This window comes from Citricoccus sp. K5 (assembly GCF_902506195.1).
Classification (GTDB): Bacteria; Actinomycetota; Actinomycetes; order Actinomycetales; family Micrococcaceae; genus Citricoccus.
Map to the genome: position 1 here is coordinate 1,753,229 of NZ_LR732817.1, position 22,447 is coordinate 1,775,675.

A 22,447-nucleotide genomic window follows, 5' to 3' on the forward strand; every position below is an offset into this window, starting at 1 on the left:
CCGCCGGGCTGTGGACGAGGGTCACTCCTTCAGGCCCAGTCGACCGTCTGGGTGCCGAGCCACTCGGCACCGGTGCCGGTCGCCGTCGCTTCGGCCTCCGTCTCGGGGCGGTCCAGCCACAGGAAGAACTCCACGTTGCCGTCCTGCCCCGGCAGCGGAGAGCGGGCGATGCCGCGGGGCCTCAGCCCCGCGTCCAGGGCGGTGTCCAGCACATCGGTGACCGCCCGGCGTCGCTGCTCCGGATCCAGCACGACGCCGGTCTTGGGCAGGGCCCGCCGGCCGACCTCGAACTGCGGCTTCACCATCAGGACGAGGTCCGCGCCCGGCCGGCTCACCGCGGCCAGCGGTGGCATCACCAGACGCAGGGAGATGAAGGACAGGTCCGAGACCACCAGGTCCACCGCTCCGCCGAGGTGCTCCGGCGTGAGGTCACGGACGTTGCACCCCTCGTGGACGTCCACGCGGTGATCGGCGCGCAGTGTCTCGACCAGTTGGTCATGACCGACGTCCACCGCGATGACCTGCTCAGCCCCCGCCCGAAGCAGGACATCCGTGAACCCGCCCGTGGACGCCCCGGCATCCAGGCACCGCCGACCGGCTGTCACGACGCCGGCGAACAGTTCCAGCGCGCCGGCCAGCTTGTGCCCGGCCCGGGAGACGTACCGTGGTCCGCTGGAGCGCAGGGCCACCACGTCGCCGGGGGCGCACCTCAGGGACGCCTTCGTGGCGATGACGCCGTTGACGATCACCTCACCCGCGCTGATGAGGCCGGCCGCCTCGCTGCGGGACCGGGCCAGGCCGCGGTCGGCCAGGGTGATGTCGAGGCGGATTCGGCCACCGCTGCCCGTGGTCCTCGGACTGCTCATGACAGACCGGGCAGCCGCGGTTGTTCCTCCAGCAGCTGCGCCAAGGCGTCCAGCGCCTCACGGTAGGCCGCGATCTCCTCGTCAGGGCTCAGCTCCCCGGCTCCGATGAGACCCGACAGGATCTGGTCCGCGGCAGGGTCACCGGTGGTGGCCGGAGTCCACTCGGTTGGCGGGGATGGCTCGGGCGACTCGGGAAACTCCGAAGACACAGTCATGGCTGGGGTTCCTCCTGGGCTTCGCGGGAGCGCGCTTCCACCGTGGAGTCCGCCAGGAGCATCCGCAGCGAGGGGATGGTCCAGGTGGGTTGGTGGTCCGCCGGCGCGGCCGCGGCGTTTGCCTCGGTGTCCACACCGGTCAGCACGAGGGCGGTGTCGAAACCGGCCCGATTGCCTCCGAGGATGTCCGTGTCCAGACGGTCACCCACGACCAAGGGGTTGCGAGCACCGACGGCCTGGGCGGCCAGGCGGAACAGGACTGGCTCGGGCTTGCCCGCTGCCAGCGGGCGGGTCCCCGTCGCCCGGGACACCGCCTCGATCAGGGCACCGTTGCCGGGCGAGATCCCCTCGGCACGGGGAATGGTCAGGTCCGTATTGGTCGCGATCCACCGGGCTCCCCCGTTGACGGCATAGGAGGCCTGCGCCAGGTCGGTCCAGGACACCGAGGGGTCGAATCCCTGGATCACGGCGTCGGGACGCTCGGCCGCCGTCGTCACCACCTCGTGGCCGGCCCCCGACACCAGTCCACACAGGTAGTCTGATCCGACGACCAGGACCCTCGCCGGGACGGGACGCACACCGGAGGATGCCCCGTCTGCCGACGGATCAGTTGCGGTCCGGGACAGTTCCTGATTCAGGAGGGCCACGCCCGCCGCAGCAGATCCGAAGACCTGATCCCCGGTCACCTCGAGACCGAATCCGAGCAGGTGGTCGGCCACGGATTCCGGTGACCTCGAGGCATTGTTGGTCACGTAGACGACGGGGACACCGCGCCGCCCCAATTCCCGCAGGGTCGGCACGGCGCCATCGATGGCCTCGGTACCGGCGTACACCACGCCGTCCAGGTCACACAGGACGGCGTCATGGCCTCCGAAGAACACCGCTTCCGTCATGGGTCAGCGGTCTCCGCGGTCCTGATCGTCAGCGGGGACCTCACCGTCTGTCTCCTCCGGCTCATCCGCCTCCGGAGACGCTTCCTCGGCCTGGGCCCGCTGAGAGGTCACCATGGACCCGAGATCCTCCTCATCCAGCCGCCCGTCCCCAGCCTGGCCGTCCACGTCCTGAACGCCTTCGTCCCGGCCGTCCGAAGACGCTCCCGGGGGCACCAGGTCACGGGCACGGGGCCGGTCCTCGGAGCCGTCATCGTCCAATCCGAAGTCGATGATCTCCGGATCCTCGAAGGCACCGATGCCCAGCGCCCGTTCAGCCACACTGGCCTGCCGGCGCCAGGCCTTGGCCTCCTCACCACGGCCGGCCTCAGTCAGGACATCCGCATAGGCGCGGAACAGTCGGGGACTGAAGGAGAAACCGCGATGGCGATCGAGCTCGGGAATCTGCAGCACTGCCAGAGCAGAGTCGATATCCCCCTGGTCACGATGGATGCCGGAGAGCACCATGGCCAATTCTGCCCGGATCGCCTTCTCCAGGGACGCCTGGTCGACGTCGCCCGCGAGTTCAAGGGCCTTGTCATGCCGGCCGAGGGCACGTTCACTGTCCACCATCTCCGGCAGGTGGGTATTGTCCCCCGTGATGCGGCGGTAGGTCCGGAACTCCCGCAGCGCCTCCGCGTACTGTCCAGCCCCGTAGGCGGTCAGTCCGACGGCCTCCCGGACGCAACCGAGGCGTCCGCCACGCCGACTGGCAGCCAGGGCGTGTTCGAAGGCCAGCTGCGGATCGATGTCCAGCAGCCGGCCGGCCATCACCAGGTGACGTGCCACCCACGGACGGTTTCGTTCGTCCAGGGTGTCCAGCTCACGGCTGGTCGCGCGGTCTAGCTCCTTGCCGGTCACATCCTCATCGATCTCAGGAGACTTGGCCCGGTCCGGCCGGTTGGAACTGCGCAGGTCCCCCGGATTGTGGGCAGAACCCCGGTTCTCGACGCGCGGGCCACCATCACGTGACCCACGGCGGTCATGCCGAGCTCCTCCGCGTTCCGGCCTGCCCTCCCGGCGGGGACCGCCACCACGGGACCCGGAACCGAATCCCCGCTCGGGCCGTCCCCCGCCGTGACGGCGCGGACGATCAGATGAGCCGGAGCGCTCCTCGTTCTCGGACATCCTGATGATCCTCTCCTCGGTCTTGATGACGGCGGCAGCACGGCATGGCGTACTCCGACGGACAGCTTCACAATCGTAGCCGACACGGTTAAACGAGAAGGGCCCCGCACTCGTGTGCGGGGCCCTTCCCTCAATGGTTGTCCGGCGGCGTCCTACTCTCCCACATCCTCCCGGATGCAGTACCATCGGCGCAGTGGGTCTTAGCTTCCGGGTTCGGAATGGGACCGGGCGTTTCCCCCACGCTATGACCGCCGTAACTCTTTTACCCTACTGTCAACACCCCTGACCCTGGCGTGCGCCGTGGNGAACTGGCACCACAGGGGCTCGATGATTGAGGATGGAAGTGCTGGCACGGGCAAGGGTCCTTCGCCTCGAACGGATAGGTCGCACTTCCATCGAAGCGACAACCCTCCCGTGCCGGCCCACAGCGACACGCCGCCCGCAGGATACGAACCACACCCGCCTATCCGCGCAATCTCTTAGTTCCGATACATAGTTGCGAGAAGCAGCCGGACCCCAAGAAGGCCGGAATTCCGCGACCTCCTCATGTGCTCGCCAAGGCAGCCATGAGACGTCTTGTAACCCATGGGATGCGAGGCAGCTATAGCTGATATGTAGTGGTCTCCTGTCAAGAGGCAGGGCGAGGCGCCCGTCCCTGACCATGGGGGCGGGCGCCTCTTGCTTCGTCCTGGAGGTGTCTGGTGAGCGTGTCTGTGATCGACGCGCGGTCAGGCTGATATGCGCGGGTTGGCTACCGCAGGACGGGGTGTTCGGCAGGAGCGGGACCGCGTGTCTAGGATCGGGCGTCGCCGGGCATGGCGCCCGGCTGCCCATAGCTATCTCGCGGGTCGCTCCACGCGCTGCCACCGGCCACGGCGTCAGGACGAAGCTGTCTATGGGCCTTATTCCTGCATCACGGCCAGCGACCAGCACCAGCCGGCCAGTTCCCGGGCGATGGCCACGTTGGCCACCGTGCCCCGCTTATTGCGCTGAAGGAATCGAACCCACCGGTCATGCAGGCGCCGGTTGCCAGCATCACCACGGAGCCTGGCCTCGGCGGGGGCCAAGTCCCACCGGTCCCGCATGGTCTTGCCGATCCGGTATTGGGGCCGGTGGTGCCAGGCGGCCTCGACCAGCAGGCGACGGGCATGGGTGTTACCGGCCTTGGTGATCGGCCCCTGGACCCGGGACGCCCCGGAGGAGTGCTCCGAGGGGACCAGCCCGACGAAGGAGCCTATGGTGTTGCCGGTGAACCGGTGCCAGTCCCCGATCTCCACCGCCAGGGCGAACCCGGTCAGGGGGGAGACCCCGCGCAGACACCCCAGCCTGTGCACCAGGTCCGTGAACTCCGAGTCCGCGGCCATGGTCCCGATGGCCGCGTCGAGCCGGTCTCGGCGGGCCAGGGTGGCCATCACGGTCTCGTAGTCTGACTCGAACGCCATCTGGGTCGGCCGCTGTGTCAACTGTGGCCGGGCATCGTTGACGAGCCAGGTGTGGTGGGTCCCGGTCCAGGCTTGGCCGCCGTTGTAGACCAGGCCCTGGCGCAGCAATAGTTTCGAGAGCCGGTGGCGGGCGCGCATGAGATCGCCCCGGCAGTCCTCCCGGGCCCGGACCAGGTCCCGGGCCGCTTCTTGGTCCGCGGACGGCACAGCCACCGAAACGACCTCGTCCAGGCGCAGCAGCCGGGCCAGGTGCACCGCGTCCTTCGCATCGGTCTTGACCCGGTCGCCGGCCGGCCGTTGAAGCTTGGACGGGGCCACGACCTCGCACCGGATTCCCGCTGCCGCCAGGGCCCGGTACAGGCCGAATCCGGTGGGGCCGGCTTCGTAGGCTACGGCCACCGGGCCGGGCAGGTCCTGGACCCAGGAGATGATGTGATCGTGTGACGGGGTAAGTCTGGTGTGGATGAGCTCTCCCGTGACGCCGTCGATCGCCGCTGCGGCGACGGATCGTGCGTGCACATCGAGCCCGACACTCGTACGCTCGGTAAACACCGGGGCCTCCCACAACTGTCGGCAAGGCCGGGCAAGGGGCTCCTTGTCCGGTAACCCACGAATCTTTGTGAGTGAGGCCCCGGCCCGCAACCCCTCCATGCCGGACGGGTCACTACATACCGTCTAGGGTTCCTCGTCGGGCAAGGCGTCCAGGGCGGCGGTGAGCTGGTCCTCGGCCGGAACCAGACTCCGGTCGACTGCTGGCAGCTGGTCGTAGGTGTAGGCGGAGACCGCCAGTGGTGACGTTGACCGACCCAGCGCGTATCGGACGGTGTGGTCGTTCTTGCTGCCGCAAATCAGGATCCCCACCGTTGGCGCGTGGGCCTCGCGTTTGAGCCGGTCATCGACCAGGGCGACGTAGAAGTTCAGCTTGCCGGCATACTCCGGTTGGAACTTGCCGGTCTTGAGCTCGATGACGAAGTAACGTAGCTGTTCGACGTGGAAGAACAACAGGTCGATGTAAAAGTCGTCCCCATCCACCTCGAGGTGCACCTGACGCCCCACGAACGCAAAGCCGTGCCCCAACTCCCGCAACGTCTCAGTGATCCGGTCCATCAGGGCCTGCTCCAGGTCCCGTTCAGCGACAGCTCCGGACAAGCCCAGGAACTCGAAGGAATAAGGATCCTTGGCGACCTGCTGCGCCAACTCCGAATCCGGGGCCGCCAGATGGGTGCCGAAGTTCGAGGGGGCGGTGCCGGAGCGCTCCAGGGACCGGTTCATGATCATGTTCATCAGCACGTTCCGGGACCACCCGTGCTCCACGGCAGCGGCGGCATATCGGTCCCGCGCCGATGCGGTGTTGAGCTTGTCCAGCAGGACCCGGACGTGGCCCCACGGCAAATGTCCCACAGGCTGTGGGACATTTGGGTCCCAGTCCGGCCAGGCCGCGGCGAAAGCCCGCATGTAGAACAGGTTGCTCCGGGAGAAGCCCTTCATCTGAGGGAACTCAGCCCGCAGGTCCTGGGCCAGTCGGCCAATGATCCCGCTGCCCCAGCCCTGGTGTTCTTGCCGGGCCAGGATGTCCCGTCCGAAGTAGTGCCCCATAGAGTGGTGTAACGCACGGTGGTCCGGCACGTCGATCCAGACGTAGACGCGGCCACCGGTGTGATCCTTCGAGTCAACCTTGCACAGAATCCTCGAAAGGAGTCACCACGGTGACCGCTCCTCATATTGTCGACAGTGATGATGGAGTTGGGTACCCCGGGCGGGGGTCTGACTCGATTGTCGACGGGCGTCAGTGACTGCCTTTGCATGGGATTTGTCGGCCTCGCAGCCCGGGGTACCACGCACGTGACTGGACCTGTGGTGTGACCTTATAGGAGCTTGTGCAGCAGCCCCATCACTGTCTTGTCCACCTCATGGTGCCGGTCTCGTGCCGTCCCCTGTAGTTGGATCTGAAAGGTGGCACTGCATCATGATGACGGAACATCCTTCGGCCCTGGAGGTCTTTGGCGGAGTTGACACCCACTCGCTCACCCACCACGCCGCGGTGGTCGACACGCTCGGCCGCGAACTGGGCGACCGCGAGTTTCCGGCGACGGTGGCCGGTTACGAGGCCCTGAAGGACTGGCTGGCCGGTTTCGGTCAGCTCGTGAAGGTGGGCATCGAAGGGACCGGTTCCTACGGTGCGGGACTGATGCGGGTACTCACGGGGGCCGGGATCATCGTGGTCGAGGTCGACCGACCTGACCGTACGGCGCGCCGCTCGCTGGGCAAGTCCGACCCGCTGGATGCCTATGCAGCGGCCCGGGCAGCAGCATCCGGACGTGCCACCGGCACGCCGAAGTCGCGCGATGGCATCGTGGAATCGATACGGTGCCTACGCCTTGCGCACCGCTCGGCAGTGAAGGCGCGGACCCAGTGCATCAACCAGATCCGAGCGTTGCTGCTCAACGGGCCGGCCGATCTTCACGAGCACCTCGCGCCACTGCCCAGGGCGAAGATGGTGAAGTCCATCGCCCGTCTGCGGCCCGCCACCAACCTGACCGATCCTCACGTGGCCTGCAAGCTGGCGTTGCGGTCCTTAGCTCGCCGTCACGCCAGCCTGGACGAGGAGGTCAGTCAGCTGCACCGGGGGCTGAGCGAACTGACCCAGGAGGCGGCCCCGCAGCTGCGCGACCGTCCCGGCGTCGGCGTGCTGGTCGCGGCTCAGTTGTTGGTCACCGCTGGTGATAACCCCGACCGACTCGGCTCTGAGGCCTCCTTCGCTCATCTGACCGGAGTTGCCCCGGTCCCAGCCTCCTCCGGGAAGCGCCAGCACCGGCACCGACTCAACCGCGGTGGTGACCGGGCCGCGAACAATGCGCTCTACACCATTGCGCTGGCCCGGATGCGATACCACCCACAGACCCGGGCCTACGTAGAGCGACGCACCGCCGAAGGACTATCGAAGAAGGACATCATGCGTTGTCTTAAGCGCGCGATCGCCCGAGAGGTTTATCGTCTACTCACCAAGCCAGCCGATCCGCCGGCATGGACCATCACGGCACTACCCGCAGCTGCTTGACATCTATAGGAGCATCCCTGCTGGCCTGCTCAGTGAAGCCCTGTCCGAAGCCTCCCCGGACTTGATGCGTTCTCTGTTGCAGACCGTGATCAACTCTCTACTCTCCGCCGACGCCGACGCGGTCGTCGGCGCCGAGTGGGGCAGACCCGCCACGACCCGCACCGCCCAGCGGAACGGTTACCGCCACCGCGAGCTGGATACCCGGGTCGGGATCATCGACGTGGCCATCCCCAAACTCAGATCGGGCACCTACTTTCCCGAGTGGCTGCTGGAACGCAGGAAGCGGGCCGAGTCGGCGCTGATCACGGTGGTGGCGGACTGTTACCTCGCCGGGGTGTCGACTCGCCGGATGGACAAACTCGTGAAGACACTGGGCATCAACGTCCTGTCGAAGTCCCAGGTGTCGCGGATGGCCGAGAACTTGGACGAGCAGGTCGAGGCCTTCCGCCACCGGCCCCTGGACGCGGCAGGGCCGTTCACGTTCGTGGCCGCCGACGCGCTGACGATGAAGGTCCGCGAGGGCGGCCGGGTGGTCAATGCCGTGGTGCTGCTTGCCACCGGCGTCAACGCCGACGGGCACCGCGAGGTGTTGGGCCTGCGGGTGGCCACCTCGGAGACCGGGGCGGCGTGGAATGAGTTCTTCGCCGATCTCGTCGCCCGGGGTCTGGGCGGGGTCCGCCTGGTCACCTCCGATGCCCACACCGGGCTCAAGGACGCCATCGCTGCGAACCTGCCCGGCGCCGCCTGGCAACGGTGTCGGACGCATTACTCTGCGAACCTGATGGGCATCACCCCGAAGTCCATGTGGCCGGCCGTGAAGGCGATGCTGCACAGCGTGTATGACCAGCCAGATGCCGCCGCGGTGAACGCGCAGTTCGACCGGCTCATCGACTACGTGGGCGAGAAGCTGCCCGCCGTGGCTGAGCACCTCGACGCCGCTCGGGCCGACATCCTGGCCTTCACCACGTTCCCGAAGGACGTCTGGACCCAGATCTGGTCCAACAACCCCCAGGAGCGGCTCAACCGCGAGATCCGGCGCCGCACCGACTCCGTCGGCATCTTCCCCAACCGCCAGGCCATCGTCCGGCTCGTCGGGGCCGTCCTGGCCGAACAGACCGACGAATGGACCGAAGGACGCCGCTACCTCGGCCTCGAGGTCCTGCACCGCTGCCGCCTCACCGCCGTCGACGACACCAGAAACGAGGTGAACACCGAACCCGACACCGCCCTCGAACTCAGCGCCTGACAACAACAACGAAGGATCAGACCGTTACACCACTTCCAGGGACTTGACCTGGCGCGTGCGGCAGTGTGGGAATGATGACCAGTGGCGCTAGGACCTCGGAGGGACATCAACGGAGCTGTTCGTTTACCCTCAACAGGTAGTAAAGGTCATGGCGTCGAGCTGTTTCTTTCCGGTCCATGGCTGCCGCTGCCGCCTTACCTGTTGCCCCTAATCCTGCCGAAGCTACAGCTGCAGTGTTCGCAATGACGTCGGACAGATCGGTGGTGGCGCCGATTCCGGCGCAGAACACCGCACCTACCGCACCTACAACGAGGTCCTTCGGGTCTTGGAGGATGTTCCGCGCAGCCTCCCTTAATAGGCCAGTTCCGCTGAGATCTTTCCGCAGTTCCCGGAGACTGGGGTAAACCTCATCACGGTAGAGCTCATTTACCTCAACTTGGAGAGCGGCGTCGAGTGGCCCCGAGGCCAGCTTCGCTGATAACTGCGCAGTGCTGCGTCGATAACGTGACAGTGAGTCGCGGAGATCCTCGCGCGTTTCTAGTACCTGCTCGATATTTGAGTCCGGGAACGCGGGCAACCGCTCGATAAGGCCAGTTCCTGTCGCGATCTTTTTCGCGCGGCTTTCAGTCAAGGGATTCATCGTGGCCACCTCTTCTTTGACCATCAAATCAACAATGCGAGCGGTTGGATGGTCGAACATAAGGTGCGAAGACGGATCCTCGATCAGTCCAGAAAGGCTCTGTTTGTACTTCTCGACGTCCAGGGAGCCATCATCACCCAAAGGCAACGCTTCAGTCGGCAATTCGAGCAGGCCGGATTCCGCCGCCACGGTGAGATCGGAGGCACCGAACTTCACCCACATGTCTTCTGCCCGGGAGGCAACGTCCTGAGCCATTCGCGCCGCAGGTTTTTCAATCGAACGTCGTAGATGTTGAATAGCATCTCGATGTTGAGCGGGAAATGCTCGGCGTTGCTGTCGCGGTATCTTCCGCATTGCTTCCCACTGAGTCATAAGGCGGCGAAATTGTGCGAGGTCCTCCTCAGACACCCCTAGTTGGCATAGGTGTTCATCGGTGAACTGACTCAACATCTGCATCGGCAGAGCCCCACCTACCTCAGACGCGGCCACTGCCATCCCAGCGGTCATCACCGCAATGGGCGACATTAGTCTTACTCGATCGGCATACAGGAGAGCCGACCGCACAAGTCGTACGTCCTCCCGGAGGGAACCTTCTTGGCCGCCGTCGTTAAGGGGGCTGGTGACAACGATGATCTCCAAGTCGCTGCCGCTCGTCAGCAGGAGGGCTGATTTTGCGCGTCGATTCCTGCTCTGCCTGCTGGGCCGTCTCGACGCCTTGCCCATCTTGAGCCCGTCCTTCCTTGATCCATAGCTCTAGTTTGCGGTCCGGCCTTTTCCATCGTCCTCGGCCACCTGCTGGCGCTCTGTATCTGCCGTGATCAGATCAAGGCGAGTTAATGGGACTGCGCCAGGTCACGAAGGTTCTTCAATAGTCTTCAAGTTGGCGTCCTGGAATGCGTCGTATGTGGAGAAATCGGACCAGTACTTTTCTTCGTCGATGTCTGCCAAGGTGTGCAGAAAATCGCTCGAGCGGCGCAACGCCGCCCCTAACTGATCATCGCTGACGAGTTCCTGCAGCAGGCGAATTCTTAGCACCCATCGGCCCGTTCTACTCATCACGTAGTAGAGGGAGACTTCGGCCTGGTTGAAGTCATCATGCTTTGTTAAGGCATGGGCTTGAGTATTCCGGATGTCTCTCAAACTCTTAATCCAGCCCTCCGATGACGGACCTAGCAGCCCTGGAGCGACCTCGGAGACCCTGCCCACGATGTGCTCTATGCGTTCCGCGAAGGTCAGTTCCTCCACGTGCCCTACGGCTTGAGCAAAGGCAGCTTCAACGTCTTTCACATACTCGGGCGATGGATCAAGAGCCTCGACTCCGGCCTTCTTTGCGGCCTTCTTGGCCCTCTTGAGCTCAGCCTTCGGCACCTCTTGAAGTCCGCGGCGCACTTCGTCTGGGTGCAATCTCCGATGCGTGCCCTCCAGCGCTGAGGCGACCACAAAGGCCTCCACCTGTAGCGCCAGGTCACCTGGAAACACCATGAACGGGATAGGGCCAAGCTGGTCCGATCGGTTTAACCACTGGCCCACGATGTCCAAGGTGAGGCTATCTAGACTCAACAACGGTTCGGAGACATGCTTGACGGGTCCGCCGTCATCAATCCGCGCCAGCTCGCACCAGCCGACATCCTCGATGCATACCTGGAGTTCCGTAACCTTATTGATCTTATCGGTCCAAAGGTGGAACAGCGTCGTGAAGACCTGAGGGAACCCGCCCTTAAAATCGTCAATCGAATGTGGGGCGGACGGCCTCCACTCCAGGCCATCGACATGGTTGTCCTCAACCCACGCGCTCAGTGCCCCTGCGGCAGTGATCACTGAACCCTGCTCTGCCCATCCTGTGGGCGGGAAACTAAAGCGCAGGCGGACGGCCGTTGCCTCGACACTTGAGTCCTCAACGTGAGCGCCCCAAAGGATGGAGTGGGCAGAGTAAACTGGCTTCATGCCTAGCGTCGTGCCGACCCGCATGTTGGCTGAAAAAACCGTGAATGGTTGGCCCTCACGCAAACCCCATAGTGTCCGAGAGGACCAGTCGGCTGCCGCATGCTGAGGGTCCGCACTGAGCGCCAGGGCCCCATTGTCTGTTGGCAAAGGGATCACCTGCCGGAGGCTTTCGAACGCCTTCTCGGGATAAAGACGAAAAGCGCCCTCTCCTTCTTCAAGAGTTGCCGGTGACTCAGGGGTCGAACCGACACGTCCAAGCAACACTTGTCGCGGCTCGGTCATGCTGATCACCTTGATCCTTCCCCGCGTCGCAACGCGGCGTACAACGTTTGGCGAGAGAATGTCCTCTGGGGGCCGCAACCTCGGTCTTCGGCAGCCCCAGGTCAATCATGGACTGAGCCTGCTCCACAACGTGGTCAGTGAGCCTGGGTGTCGGCTTCATCAGTCGACGGCACTGTTGTCACAAGTGCTCTTCACTGATCGCCAGACGAGGTGGATACTGGGCCGCAGGGGATCCGCTTGCGGCACGCGCCAGCGGATCGGGTGAATGTGCCGGTGGGGGTGTGTCGGCCCGAGACGTCACGGACTCGCCGGTAGCGCTCGTAGATCACCTCTGAGCCAAACATCCTGGCCTCGACCAGCTGGAGCGGGACAGCGTCGGCGACCGGCGCCAGTAACGGTGTGCCGCCGCCGACGATGATCGGACAGCGGAGCATGCGCAGCTCTTCGACGAGACCGAGCTCGATCGCCTGTGCGGCCAGGCCCGCGCCGCCGATCTCCATATCCTTGCCGGTTGCGTCGAGTGCCGCGGAGCTCGAACGCGAGCTCGAAACCCTGGTCGAGGTGCTGCGCGCCGATGGTGGGCAGTAGAATCCGATGCTCCCGGGCTGTGGGACGAGGGTTACCGGTCGCGTACAGCTTCGGCGGGGTCGTCCAGCAGCTCGCCGTCGACGATCAGGGGATCGCTGGCATGCGCCGCTTCTGGGCGGTGTCCTGGTTTGGTCAGCTCAAGGCTCGCGAGATGCTTCTGCAGTTTCTTCGCCATGGGGAGGAAAGTGCCAAGCGTGAGCCCCCCTGAGAGTACCGCTCCGACGACGGGGATGGCCTTGGCTACTCCACTCGCAAAGATCCTGGTCGTCATTCGAACTCCGAGGTAGCCAGCGACCTTCTTGACGACGGGGTAGATCACGCCCTTGGTGAGTGCTTGCTGCGGTAGTTTCTTCGCCACTTGGGTGGCGATCATGGCTGCTGCTTTCGTAACTCCACCTTGGGCGATCTGGACGCCGAGCATGACGCCGAGGAAGAGCGTGAGGATGCCCTCGGTGGCTTCGTCCATCTCATCGTCGTCTCCGTTGAAGAGATCAGGCCAGCTATAGATGTACGCCAGCTTCTGAGAGACCCGTAGCATGTGGCCGAGATACTGGGCGACGTCGGCGGGTACCGTGCCGATCATGGCGAATCCGCCGGGAACCCCCGCAAGGGCTGACAGACCGGTGACCTTGCTGGTCTCGTGGCGGATCGAAGTATTGGCGGCTTCGGTGATGATCTTGAGCGGTATGCCCGCCGCAGCAGGGCTGTCGGCGATCGCCCGCTCGAGTTGATCCTCTGTGCAGTGGCGCTTCAACGCCGTTCGCAGATAGGCAGCCCGATCGATCCGTACGCCCGGCAACTTTGCCGCAGCGTTCAGTGCCTGGGAGAACGTCGACCCAGCGGTCGCGATCGTGTCGCTGTCATCCATGGGCTGAGAATACCCGGTGCTCCTCACGCGCCATGGCGGCGGCGGCGTGGATCTACGCCGTGGTTGCTCCCCACGTCGATCCGATGGTGCAGTTATCAAAGGCTGGGGACGGACAGCGGCCTACACGGAGTCAGGCGGACGCCAGACGCTCATCCCGCGCGGCATGAACGCGTCCAGGTCACTTTCGCTGATCGGCTCGGGCTCGAAGCGGGCCAGGTTCTCCGGGTCCAGCAGTGGATCGCGGATTCACGCGCGTCGCCGTTGTCGCCTCTGCGGAGCACCGTCACGGCATTGCGAACGCAATCCCGATCCTGCGTCGTTGGCGAGAGGCAACGATTAGGGTAGCAATATGGGGCACAAAGAGCCGATGTCGATCGCAGACGCGCTGCTGCAGATCCTGGACCGAAAGCTGATACTTCCGGCGATTCAGCGGGAGTACGTTTGGAAACCCTCTCAAATCATCCGTTTGTTCGACTCGATCATGCGTGGTTACCCCGTCGGGAACTTTCTCTCGTGGAAGGTGCTTCCCGAGACGATCAGCAAATTCAAGTTCTATGGATTCATGAAGGACTACAGCGCCTTCGACAATCGTCACAACCCCGTCATCGACATCCCCACCGACCGTGAAGTAGTCGCCATTCTTGATGGTCAGCAGCGGCTGACCTCCCTCAACCTCGGGCTTCGTGGCACCTACGCCTACAAGAACCATGGCGGCTGGGCGAACAAGCCGTGGTCTTACCCGGAACGCCGTCTGCATCTGAATCTGGCGGGTGAGGCCCCGGAAAATGAACTCGGCCTCAAGTACCACTTTCAGTTCTTGACCAAGAACGACATCGATTCGTCTGCGGATGACGAGACCAGGAAATGGTTACCGGTGTCAGACGTCTTCGATGCGCCGGAACCTGCCGCAATGATGAAGATCATGGCGAGATACGGAGAGGGGAACAATGAGCGGTCCCTCGATCTCGTTGGGAAGCTCTGGGAACAGGTTCACAAGACTGCCAGCCTCCACTTCTACGAAGAAGACGATCAAGACATCGAAAGGGTGCTCGACATCTTCGTCAGAGTGAATTCCGGGGGCACCGTCCTGTCGTACAGCGACCTGCTTCTTTCTATCGCTACTGCGCAGTGGGAAGGCGATGCTCGTGCCGCTGTTCACGGGCTGGTGGACTCCCTGAATCAGACGGGGAACGGATTCAACTTCTCCAGGGACACGATTCTGAAGTCGGGCTTGGTACTTGCAGACGTCGGTGACATCGGGTTCAAGGTCAAGAACTTCACCACGGCGAATATGGCCAAGCTCGAGGACGGCTGGGACGCCATGAGTACGTCTCTCCAGGTTGCGGTCGGACTTCTGAGCGACTTCGGCTTGTCGGGTGGGTCGCTTACCGCAGACAGTGTGCTGATTCCGGTCGCCTACTACGTCCACCACCGCAAGCTCGACCACTCCTACCGGGAATCGCCGAAGACCCGCGAGGACCGTGATGCCCTCCGGTCATGGGTGCTGCGATCCCTGATCGTTCGAGGCGTCTGGGGTTCAGGCCTGGATACCCTGCTCCGCGACCTACGGGAGGTCATCAAAGCCCAGGGGAACACTGCATTCCCGGTTGCTGCGATCGAGCGGGCGATGTCCCGCCGCGGCAAGCCGCTTGCAGTCACTGACGCCCTGGTCGAGGACATTTTAAGCCTGGAATATGGCAAAGCGCGCACCTTCGCCGTGCTCGCAGCACTGTTCCCACACGTCGACACACGAAACCAGTTCCATGTCGACCACGTCTTCCCGGCTACGCAACTCGACAGGAAGAGGCTGCGCCAACAAAAGAACGCAGATGGCACACCAAGGTTCAGCGCCGACGAGATCAACGACCTCCTCGCCCTGAGAGACCGCCTGCCGAACTTGGAACTCCTTCCCGGTCTCGAGAACATCGGCAAGTCGGACAAGACCCCGGACAGGTGGCTGGCAGCGGAGTTCCCGTCTGAGGATGACCGCAGTGCATTCCTCGCGCGGAACGCACTGCCCCCATCACTTCCCCACTCGGTCGATGAGTTCAAGGACTTTTTCGATCAGCGCCGTGCGAACCTGACCGCTCGCATCTATGACAAGCTCAGGACTCAAACTTCTGCGTCGACAGAGACCGCCGCGAAAGCTCCACTCGTTGATCTTGACGAGGAACTCGCGGAAGGCGACGACTCCGACTGAGGAAGATGCACCGGCGGGCTGCGTTGGGCTCCTCAGCAAAATGCGGGGCTGAGGCCTGATCGGCCCAGACGCTGACGCGGCCGCTTCCCCGTGCTCCGTCCGACCTACACAGCGACCTCCCACCCCGTTGAATATTCGGAGTACTGAGGTCCACTCGTATTGGGGTTGGGAGCCGGTGGCCGGTTGACGCATTTGCTGTCTTCGGAGCCACCGTTATTGTCGTTCGGAGCCACCTGCTTAGGCTCCTTCCGCCGGGTGTAAAGGGCACCCGGCGGAAGGAGCAGTTCTCAATGGTAAGGAAGATTAAGGCCAAGCTCGTGCTGCGGTTGCGGGCCGAGGGTCTGTCGGGNACCCACATGCCACCCAAAAATCCATGGCAAAAAGTCACTGCAAACACACGGGGTGTGTCCCAGCAACCAATCAACCAATTCAAAAAATTGGCATCAACAAACTTGGCACACTATTGAGTTCTCAAACAACAGGTACGTAATAAATACTAACCAGATAAACCCAAATCTTTGGGCCGCTTTCCGGCTTTCCTCATCCGCGGTTCTCAACCTTATCCCTTCGATTTCATCCCGTCAAATCGGCGTTTCCGGCGATTTCTTCGAATCAAATCTCAGTTCTTCGGCTATATCCATCCAGGTGATCCGCGACGGCCGCTCAGGGGCTCAATCACTTCTTCCTGCATGGCCCGTACTTCGTGCGGGACCCTGACATTACACCTTGAAGGGCGCAGTAGTCTAGGCCTGCATTTCAGTTCGGGGTGGCCACTTGTTTTTCCGCTTTCGCGGCTGGCGACTTGAAGAACTATACACACGGATTCGAGTGGCCGCAAAATCCGCCTCTGACAGCGCTCCACGGCCCCGGATGCGTGTGATTCCGGGGTCTTTTCCGGCTTGCGGCCCGGAGCGACCTGAGGTTGTGAGGCAGGTCTCTCCCGCGTTCCCGAGTGATCTGAGACGAAACTGGCCGCCCCCTCCGTGAGGGGACGGCCAGTCGGGGGTCAGATGTTCAGGCGGTCAGGTCCACCAGGGCCATGTTCTTCTTGCCGCGGCGCACCAGGAGGTACTTCCCGTGCAGGGCATCGTCCGTGCCAAAGGTGGCCTCCAGATCGGTGACCTTGACGTTGTTCACCGAGGCACCGCCGTCGTTGACCGTACGGCGTGCCTCCGAGTTGGAGGCCGACAACCCGGTGGAGGTCAACAGGTCCACGATGCCTACGGGACCGTGCGTTCCGAGGCCGGCGGCCGCCGTCGGCAGCTCGGCAGTGGCCGCGGCGAGGGTGTGCTCGTCCACCGACGCCAGATCCCCCTGGCCGAAGATCGCCGCCGAGGCGTCGATGACCTTGCGGGTGGCGTCCTCGCCGTGCACGAGGGACGTGACCTCCCAGGCGAGGGTCTTCTGCGCCTCCCGCCGGAAGGGCTCCTCACGCACCTTGGCCTCGAGCGTCCCGATCTGCTCGCGGGTGAGGAACGTGAAGACCTTCAGGCGGTCCAGCACGTCCGCGTCCGCGGTGTTCAACCAGAACTGGTAGAAGGTGTACGGCGAGCACATCCGGGCGTCCAGCCAGATGGCGTTGCCCTCCGACTTGCCGAACTTGGTCCCGTCCGAATTGGTGATCAGCGGAGTGCCGATGGCGTGGGCAGAGACGCCCTCGACCTTGCGGATCAGGTCCGTCCCCGAGGTCAGGTTGCCCCACTGGTCCGATCCTCCCGTCTGCAGCACGCAGCCGTAGTCGCGGTACAGGTTCAGGAAGTCCATCCCCTGCAGGACCTGGTAGGAGAACTCCGTGTAGGAGATCCCCTCGTCCGAGTTCAGGCGCTTGGCCACGGTCTCCTTCTTGACCATGGTGCCCACCCGGAAGTGCTTGCCCACGTCCCGCAGGAAGTCCAGGGCGCTCATCTGACCGGTCCAGTCCAGGTTGTTGACCATGCGCGCGGCGTTGTCCCCCTCGAAGGAGAGGAAGCGCTCGATCTGTCCGCGCAGGTACCCGACCCATTCGGTGACGGTATCGCGGTCGTTCAGCACACGTTCGGCCGTCTGCCGCGGGTCGCCGATCAACCCCGTGGAGCCGCCCACCAGTCCGAGGGGCTTGTGGCCGGCCAGCTGAAGCCGGCGCAGCAGCAGGATCTGCACCAGGTTGCCCAGATGCAGCGACGGAGCCGTCGGGTCGAAACCGCAGTAGTAGGTGACCGGCTCGCCGTCGAGCAACTCCTCCAGGGCTGCCTCGTCCGTGGAGACGTGGACGAGACCGCGCCACTGCAGTTCCTGCCAGAGGGTGGGGAAGGACGGGTCGTTGCTCTGTCCGGCCAGGGCCGGGTTCGCGGTGGGGGCACCGGTGGTGGACGTGCTGGTCACGGGGAGGGCCTCTCGGGGAGTGTCGATGCGTCAGGGTCAGCGGGTGCGTCGGTGGCGGTGAGGGCCCGACGCCGGCCCGGTGGCTAGTCCAGTCCGGCCGGCAGTTCGCCGGAGGCCAGGATCCGCAGGGTCTGGGTGGACCGGGTCATGGCCACATAGAGATCGCCGACGATGCCGCCGGCCTCGGCCACGATCTGGGCCGGCTCGAGCAGTACGACCGCGTCGAATTCCAGCCCCTTGGCCTCGCCGGGGGTGGTGGCCACGATGTCCTGGCCCAGTCCCCCGCCGCCGGAGCCCACGCGATCGCCGTACTTGGCCCGCAGCAGGGTGGTGACCTGGTCCTCGAGGGAGACCGGCGCGATCACGGCGAGCAGGCCGCCGTCGATCCGTTCCAGGTCTTCGGCGATGCCGGACAGCAGGGCGTCCTGACGGTCCGCAGCGGCCACTCGAGTGACCGTCGGCTCCCAGTCACCCTCTCGCACGGCTTGCGGGTTGGACACCGGCAGGCCCGCCTCCTGGGCCACGCGTGCGGCCAGTCGGGTGATCTTGGCCGGGGTGCGGTAATTCACCGTCAGCTCCTCCAGGTGCCAGCGGTCCTGGACGAACGGCTCGAGGGCTTCGGCCCAGGAGGTCACGTTGGCCGCCGAGGAGGCCTGGGCGATGTCCCCGACGATGGTGAACGACTTCAGCGGACAGCGGCGCACGAGCAACCGCCACTGCATGGGCGAGAGTTCCTGTGACTCGTCGACCACCACGTGTCCGTAGGTCCAGGTGCGATCCGTAGCGGCGCGCTCAGCGGCGGAGACATAGTGGTCCCCGGCCTGATTGGCATCCGCCAGGGCCTCCGCGGAGACCACGCCGTCCACCCCGAAGTCCTCGAGCATGGCGTGGACGTTCTCCAGGGTGGCCTCCGCGTTGGCCACGTCCCGTTTGCGGTCGGCCTGCTGAGTGGCCTGGAGGCGGCCGGCGCTGGCGTCCCACTCCCCCAGCAATTCGGCGGCCTCGTCCAGCAGCGGGACGTCCGCCTCGGTCCAGGGCGCGTCGGCCGCACGCAGCAGGCGGCGGCGTTGCTTCGCCTTGAGGAACGGTGCGGCCATCTCCAGGTGACCCGGTTTGGAGAACAGTTCAGAGAGGAGCTTCTCCGGGGTCAGCGGCATCCAACACAGGTTCAGGGCGATGCGCACGTCCCGAGAGGTCCGGACGTCCTCGGAGAGGTAGGAGCGGTCGATGTTGTTGCCCGCCCCGGAGGACTTCTCCAGCTTGTCCTTCAGCTGGTCGGCGAGCTCGCGCACCATGATCTTGACGAACGTGGTGCGCGCCTCGTTGTGCGGCTTGCCCGTGGCCCGGGCACGGTCGCGGGCCCGGCGGACCTGCTTCGGGCGGATGGTCAGGGTGGTCCCGCCGACGTCCACCCGGCGCGGCCCGTCCGGAAGGCGCTGGCGGTTGGCCACGGCGTTGGCCACCACCTCGGCCATGAACAGCCGGCCCTTCACCTTCGCGACCCGCCGGTCAGCCTCGGGGACGGCCTTGATGCCGGGCATCAGACGGCCGAGAGAGGACATGACCACGCCGGTCTCGCCGAGGGAGGGCAGCACGCGGTCGATATAGCGCATGAACGACTGGGACGGCCCCACGAGCAGCACGCCCGCCGTCTTCAGCCGTTCGCGGTGCGTGTAGAGCAGGTAGGCGGCGCGGTGCAGGGCCACGGCCGTCTTGCCGGTGCCGGGCCCGCCCTGGACCACCAGCACTCCCTTGAGGGGCGAGCGGATGATGGCGTCCTGTTCGGCCTGGATGGTGGCGACGATGTCACCCATCTGGCCGGTGCGCCGGGCCGTGACGGCCGCCAGGAGGGCACCCGCGCCGTGGTGGGTCGATTCATCGTCCAGCAGCGTGGCGTCCAGGACATCGTCCTCGAGGTCGGCCACGGTGCGGCCGCGCAGCATCAGGTGGCGGCGGCGGCGCACCCCCAGCCGTTGATGGGCGGTGGCCTGGTAGAAGGCGCCGGCCTCCGGGGCCCGCCAGTCGACCATGAGCCGGACCTGGTCCTCGTCCGTCAGGCCGATGCGCCCGATGTAGCGTTCGTCGCCTTCGTCCATGTCCAGCCGGCCGAAGACCAGCCGGTCGTCAACGGCGTAGAGCTGGGCGAGGCGGTCCTCGTAGAGACTGGCGAAAGCATCACGCTCGGAGACGTTCTGCACCGAGCCCTGCGGGCCGTCCTTGCGGACACGGGCCAGCTGGCGTTCCTTCTCGGCACGCAGTTCGTCCAGGCGCTCATAGAGCCCGGCGACGTATTCGCGCTCATGCTCCAGTTCGGTCTGGTGGATCGGAACCACATCAGTCATGCCTTGCACACCTTAGGGCTATCGATGGCGCCCGAAGGGTCCGACGAATCCGTCAGAACCCCTGGGCACCTCGGAACGAGTGACCATCCATGGTACAGCCGTTGGGGTGAACGCCGTATTAATCCCGTCTCTCTTCCCGTCTCTCTTCCCGGCTCTCGCGCCGGCGCCGTGGCCGGGACGCCCGGTAGGGAGACACCGAGGGCTCATCCGGCAGCCAGAAGCGCCACGGGTAGTCCGGTCCGCCACCCTCGCCTGAGACCCCGGTGCGTGGACCGCTCAGGGTCCCGGGCCGGCGTCGGGACCGCAGCCCGGACAACCAGATCCCGTCCGGCACCGAGTGCTCCGGGACCGGGTCCAGCACCTGACCGGGTGCCGCGCCGAGGAGCAGGGCTGAGCCGTCGTCACCGGCCCCGATGCCCAGGGCCTGGGCCAGGCGGGCCGGGCCTGAGGCCAGCTGATGGGCTGTCCTGGGCGGTCGGGAACGGACTGCAGCGCCGGCCACGGGACCGGCACCGCGGCGCGCAAGGGCGGTGTCCATCCCCGCGACCACCTCCCCGGCGCGCAACAGCACGCCCGAGCTGGTTCCCTCCGGGCCGCACACGATGTTCACGCACCAGTGCATCCCGTAGGTGAAGTACACGTAGATGTGACCGACCGGCCCGAACATGGTGGCAGTGCGGGCCGTGCGCCCCCGGAAGCCGTGCGAGCCGGGGTCACGGGATCCCTCGTAGGCCTCGACCTCCGTCAGGCGCACGCTGACCGCCGCCCCGTGACGGGCGACGGTCAGCGTGGAGCCCAGCAGCAGCGGTGCCGCGTGCAGGCTCCCGCGTTCCAGAGGCTCCAGTCCTCTCGGAGTCACGGAAGGACCGAGGAGTCCCCGAAGGCGCGCAGCGGTTCCAACTGGGACCTGAGCTCGGACAGCTGCGCCGCAACGGCCACCGGAGCTGTACCGCCCTGCGCGCTGCGAGAGTTGAGTGAGCCCTCGGTGGACAGGACCGTTCGGACCTCCGGGGTCAGGGCCGGGGAGATGGAGGCATAGTCCTCGTCCGTGAGGTCCCACAACTCCGCGTCACGGGACTCGGCTAGCTTGACCGCCTCTCCGGACAGCTCGTGGGCCTCACGGAACGGCACGCCCTGGCGGACCAGCCATTCCGCGATGTCCGTGGCCAGGGCGAATCCCTGCGGCGCCAGCTCTGCCATCTTCTCCGTGTTGAAGGTCAGCGTCGCGATCATCCCGGAGACCGCGGGCAGCAACAGCTCCAGGGTGTCCGCGGCATCGAAGACCGGCTCCTTGTCCTCCTGCAGGTCACGGTTGTACGCCAGCGGCAGCCCCTTGAGGGTCGCCAGCAGACCGGTCAGGTTGCCGATCAGGCGCCCGGACTTGCCACGCGCCAGTTCGGCGACATCCGGGTTCTTCTTCTGCGGCATGATCGAGGAGCCCGTGGAGTAGGCATCGTCCAGGGTGACGAAACCGGCCTCCTTGGTGGCCCAGAAGATGATCTCCTCACTGATGCGGGACAGGTCCACACCGACCATGGCACTCACCCACGCGAACTCCGCGAAGACGTCCCGGGAGGCGGTGCCATCGATCGAGTTCCAGACCGCGGAGTCGAATCCGAGCTCGGTGGCGACCGCGTTCGGATCCAGCCCGAGCGAGGACCCGGCCAGGGCACCCGAGCCGTAGGGCGACACGGCGGCACGGCGGTCCCAGTCCACGAGGCGTTCCACGTCCCGGGCCATCGCCCAGGCGTGGGCCAGCAGGTGATGGCTCAACAGCACCGGTTGCGCGTGCTGCAGGTGCGTCCGGCCGGGCATCGGCGCGTACGGGTGCGCTTCGGCCTGGGCCACCAGCGCGTCGATCGTCTCCACCAGCCGCGCGGCGATCACCCGGGCGTGGTCGCGCAGGAACATCCGGCCCAGCGTGGCGATCTGGTCGTTGCGGGACCGGCCGGCGCGGAGCTTGCCGCCCAGCTCCGGCCCGGCCCGCTCGATGAGTCCACGCTCCAGGGAGCCGTGCACGTCCTCGTCCGCCTCGGAGGCGACGTAGGCGCCCGAGACGACATCGTCCTCCAGGCGGTCGAGGGCGGCCAGCATGCCGGTGAGCTCGCTGTCGTCGAGCAGGCCGGCCTCCTGCAGCACCCGGGCGTGGGCCCGGGACCCGGCAATGTCATACCGGGCCAGCCGCCAGTCGAAGTCGGTGGACTTGCTCAGCGCCGCCAGGGCATCGGCGGGGCCGCCGGCGAACCGGCCGCCCCACAACGAGCCCTCGTTGGTGCCGTGGCGTTCCGCGGGCCCGGACCGTCCTGCGGCCTCGGAGCCCCCACGGTTCCCCGGCACG

The 22,447-nt window shown here is 65.4% G+C and carries 17 protein-coding genes and 1 rRNA gene; 3 read left to right on the plus strand and 15 right to left on the minus strand.

Annotated features, from left to right (window positions below; translation table 11 throughout):
* Nucleotides 1-29 precede the first annotated feature (29 nt).
* From BOSE125_RS07810 to BOSE125_RS07840, 7 genes are all read right to left on the minus strand, one after another.
* A complete protein-coding gene (locus tag BOSE125_RS07810; protein WP_159551469.1) occupies nt 30-866 on the minus strand; it encodes a TlyA family RNA methyltransferase in 837 nt (278 codons plus the stop codon).
* On the minus strand, nt 863-1,081 hold the full coding sequence (locus BOSE125_RS07815; RefSeq protein ID WP_159551471.1) for a hypothetical protein: 219 nt from the start codon (nt 1,079-1,081) through the stop codon (nt 863-865). Before BOSE125_RS07815 ends, BOSE125_RS07810 begins: the two co-directional genes overlap by 4 nt.
* Nucleotides 1,078-1,974, minus strand: coding sequence for an HAD-IIA family hydrolase (locus tag BOSE125_RS07820; RefSeq protein WP_159551473.1), 897 nt, complete (start codon nt 1,972-1,974; stop codon nt 1,078-1,080). Before BOSE125_RS07820 ends, BOSE125_RS07815 begins: the two co-directional genes overlap by 4 nt.
* Nucleotides 1,975-1,977: 3 nt before the next feature.
* The gene (locus tag BOSE125_RS07825; RefSeq protein WP_201301161.1) at nt 1,978-3,138 is read right to left on the minus strand and encodes a hypothetical protein; all 1,161 of its coding nucleotides are present in this window, start codon (nt 3,136-3,138) and stop codon (nt 1,978-1,980) included.
* Between the two features lie 139 nt (nt 3,139-3,277).
* Nucleotides 3,278-3,394 (minus strand): 5S ribosomal RNA (gene rrf, locus BOSE125_RS07830).
* A gap of 646 nt (nt 3,395-4,040) precedes the next feature.
* A complete protein-coding gene (locus tag BOSE125_RS07835) occupies nt 4,041-5,132 on the minus strand; it encodes an IS110 family transposase (RefSeq protein ID WP_159551475.1) in 1,092 nt (363 codons plus the stop codon).
* A 123-nt stretch (nt 5,133-5,255) separates the two neighbouring features.
* The gene (locus BOSE125_RS07840; RefSeq protein ID WP_159551477.1) at nt 5,256-6,176 is read right to left on the minus strand and encodes a YhcG family protein; all 921 of its coding nucleotides are present in this window, start codon (nt 6,174-6,176) and stop codon (nt 5,256-5,258) included.
* Nucleotides 6,177-6,549: 373 nt separating this feature from the next.
* Here BOSE125_RS07840 and BOSE125_RS07845 point away from each other — a divergent pair, with 373 nt between their 5' ends.
* Together BOSE125_RS07845 and BOSE125_RS07850 are read left to right on the plus strand one after the other, a co-directional pair.
* Nucleotides 6,550-7,638, plus strand: coding sequence for an IS110 family transposase (locus tag BOSE125_RS07845; protein WP_159554912.1), 1,089 nt, complete (start codon nt 6,550-6,552; stop codon nt 7,636-7,638).
* Nucleotides 7,631-8,884: an IS256 family transposase gene (locus BOSE125_RS07850; RefSeq protein ID WP_159554914.1), complete on the plus strand. Its 1,254-nt coding sequence runs from the start codon at nt 7,631-7,633 to the stop codon at nt 8,882-8,884. Before BOSE125_RS07845 ends, BOSE125_RS07850 begins: the two co-directional genes overlap by 8 nt.
* Nucleotides 8,885-8,990: 106 nt before the next feature.
* Here BOSE125_RS07850 and BOSE125_RS07855 read toward each other — a convergent pair whose 3' ends face one another.
* From BOSE125_RS07855 to BOSE125_RS07870, 4 genes are all read right to left on the minus strand, one after another.
* Nucleotides 8,991-10,049, minus strand: a complete 1,059-nt coding sequence (locus BOSE125_RS07855; protein WP_159551479.1) for a hypothetical protein — start codon at nt 10,047-10,049, stop codon at nt 8,991-8,993.
* Between the two features lie 327 nt (nt 10,050-10,376).
* The gene (locus BOSE125_RS07860) at nt 10,377-11,750 is read right to left on the minus strand and encodes a HEPN domain-containing protein (protein ID WP_159551481.1); all 1,374 of its coding nucleotides are present in this window, start codon (nt 11,748-11,750) and stop codon (nt 10,377-10,379) included.
* 191 nt (nt 11,751-11,941) lie between these two features.
* A complete protein-coding gene (locus BOSE125_RS07865) occupies nt 11,942-12,250 on the minus strand; it encodes a dihydrofolate reductase family protein (protein WP_159551483.1) in 309 nt (102 codons plus the stop codon).
* A 119-nt stretch (nt 12,251-12,369) separates the two neighbouring features.
* On the minus strand, nt 12,370-13,206 hold the full coding sequence (locus tag BOSE125_RS07870; RefSeq protein WP_159551484.1) for a hypothetical protein: 837 nt from the start codon (nt 13,204-13,206) through the stop codon (nt 12,370-12,372).
* 367 nt (nt 13,207-13,573) lie between these two features.
* Between BOSE125_RS07870 and BOSE125_RS07875 the strand changes: the two genes are divergently transcribed.
* A complete protein-coding gene (locus tag BOSE125_RS07875; protein ID WP_236557874.1) occupies nt 13,574-15,406 on the plus strand; it encodes a DUF262 domain-containing protein in 1,833 nt (610 codons plus the stop codon).
* Between the two features lie 1,014 nt (nt 15,407-16,420).
* Here the strand turns inward: BOSE125_RS07875 and tyrS are convergent.
* The 4 genes from tyrS to argH form a co-directional block, all read right to left on the minus strand.
* Nucleotides 16,421-17,767 (minus strand): tyrosine--tRNA ligase, encoded by a 1,347-nt coding sequence (gene tyrS, locus BOSE125_RS07880; protein ID WP_236557875.1) that lies wholly within the window; start codon nt 17,765-17,767, stop codon nt 16,421-16,423.
* Nucleotides 17,768-17,850: 83 nt separating this feature from the next.
* Entirely contained in the window at nt 17,851-20,091 is a 2,241-nt protein-coding gene (locus tag BOSE125_RS07885) for an AAA family ATPase (RefSeq protein WP_159554918.1), read from the minus strand.
* Nucleotides 20,092-20,227: 136 nt separating this feature from the next.
* The gene (locus tag BOSE125_RS07890) at nt 20,228-20,968 is read right to left on the minus strand and encodes a DNA-3-methyladenine glycosylase (RefSeq protein WP_236557876.1); all 741 of its coding nucleotides are present in this window, start codon (nt 20,966-20,968) and stop codon (nt 20,228-20,230) included.
* On the minus strand, nt 20,965-22,446 hold the full coding sequence (argH, locus tag BOSE125_RS07895; protein WP_159554922.1) for an argininosuccinate lyase: 1,482 nt from the start codon (nt 22,444-22,446) through the stop codon (nt 20,965-20,967). The genes BOSE125_RS07890 and argH overlap by 4 nt, the downstream gene beginning before the upstream one ends.
* Nucleotide 22,447: the final 1 nt, after the last annotated feature.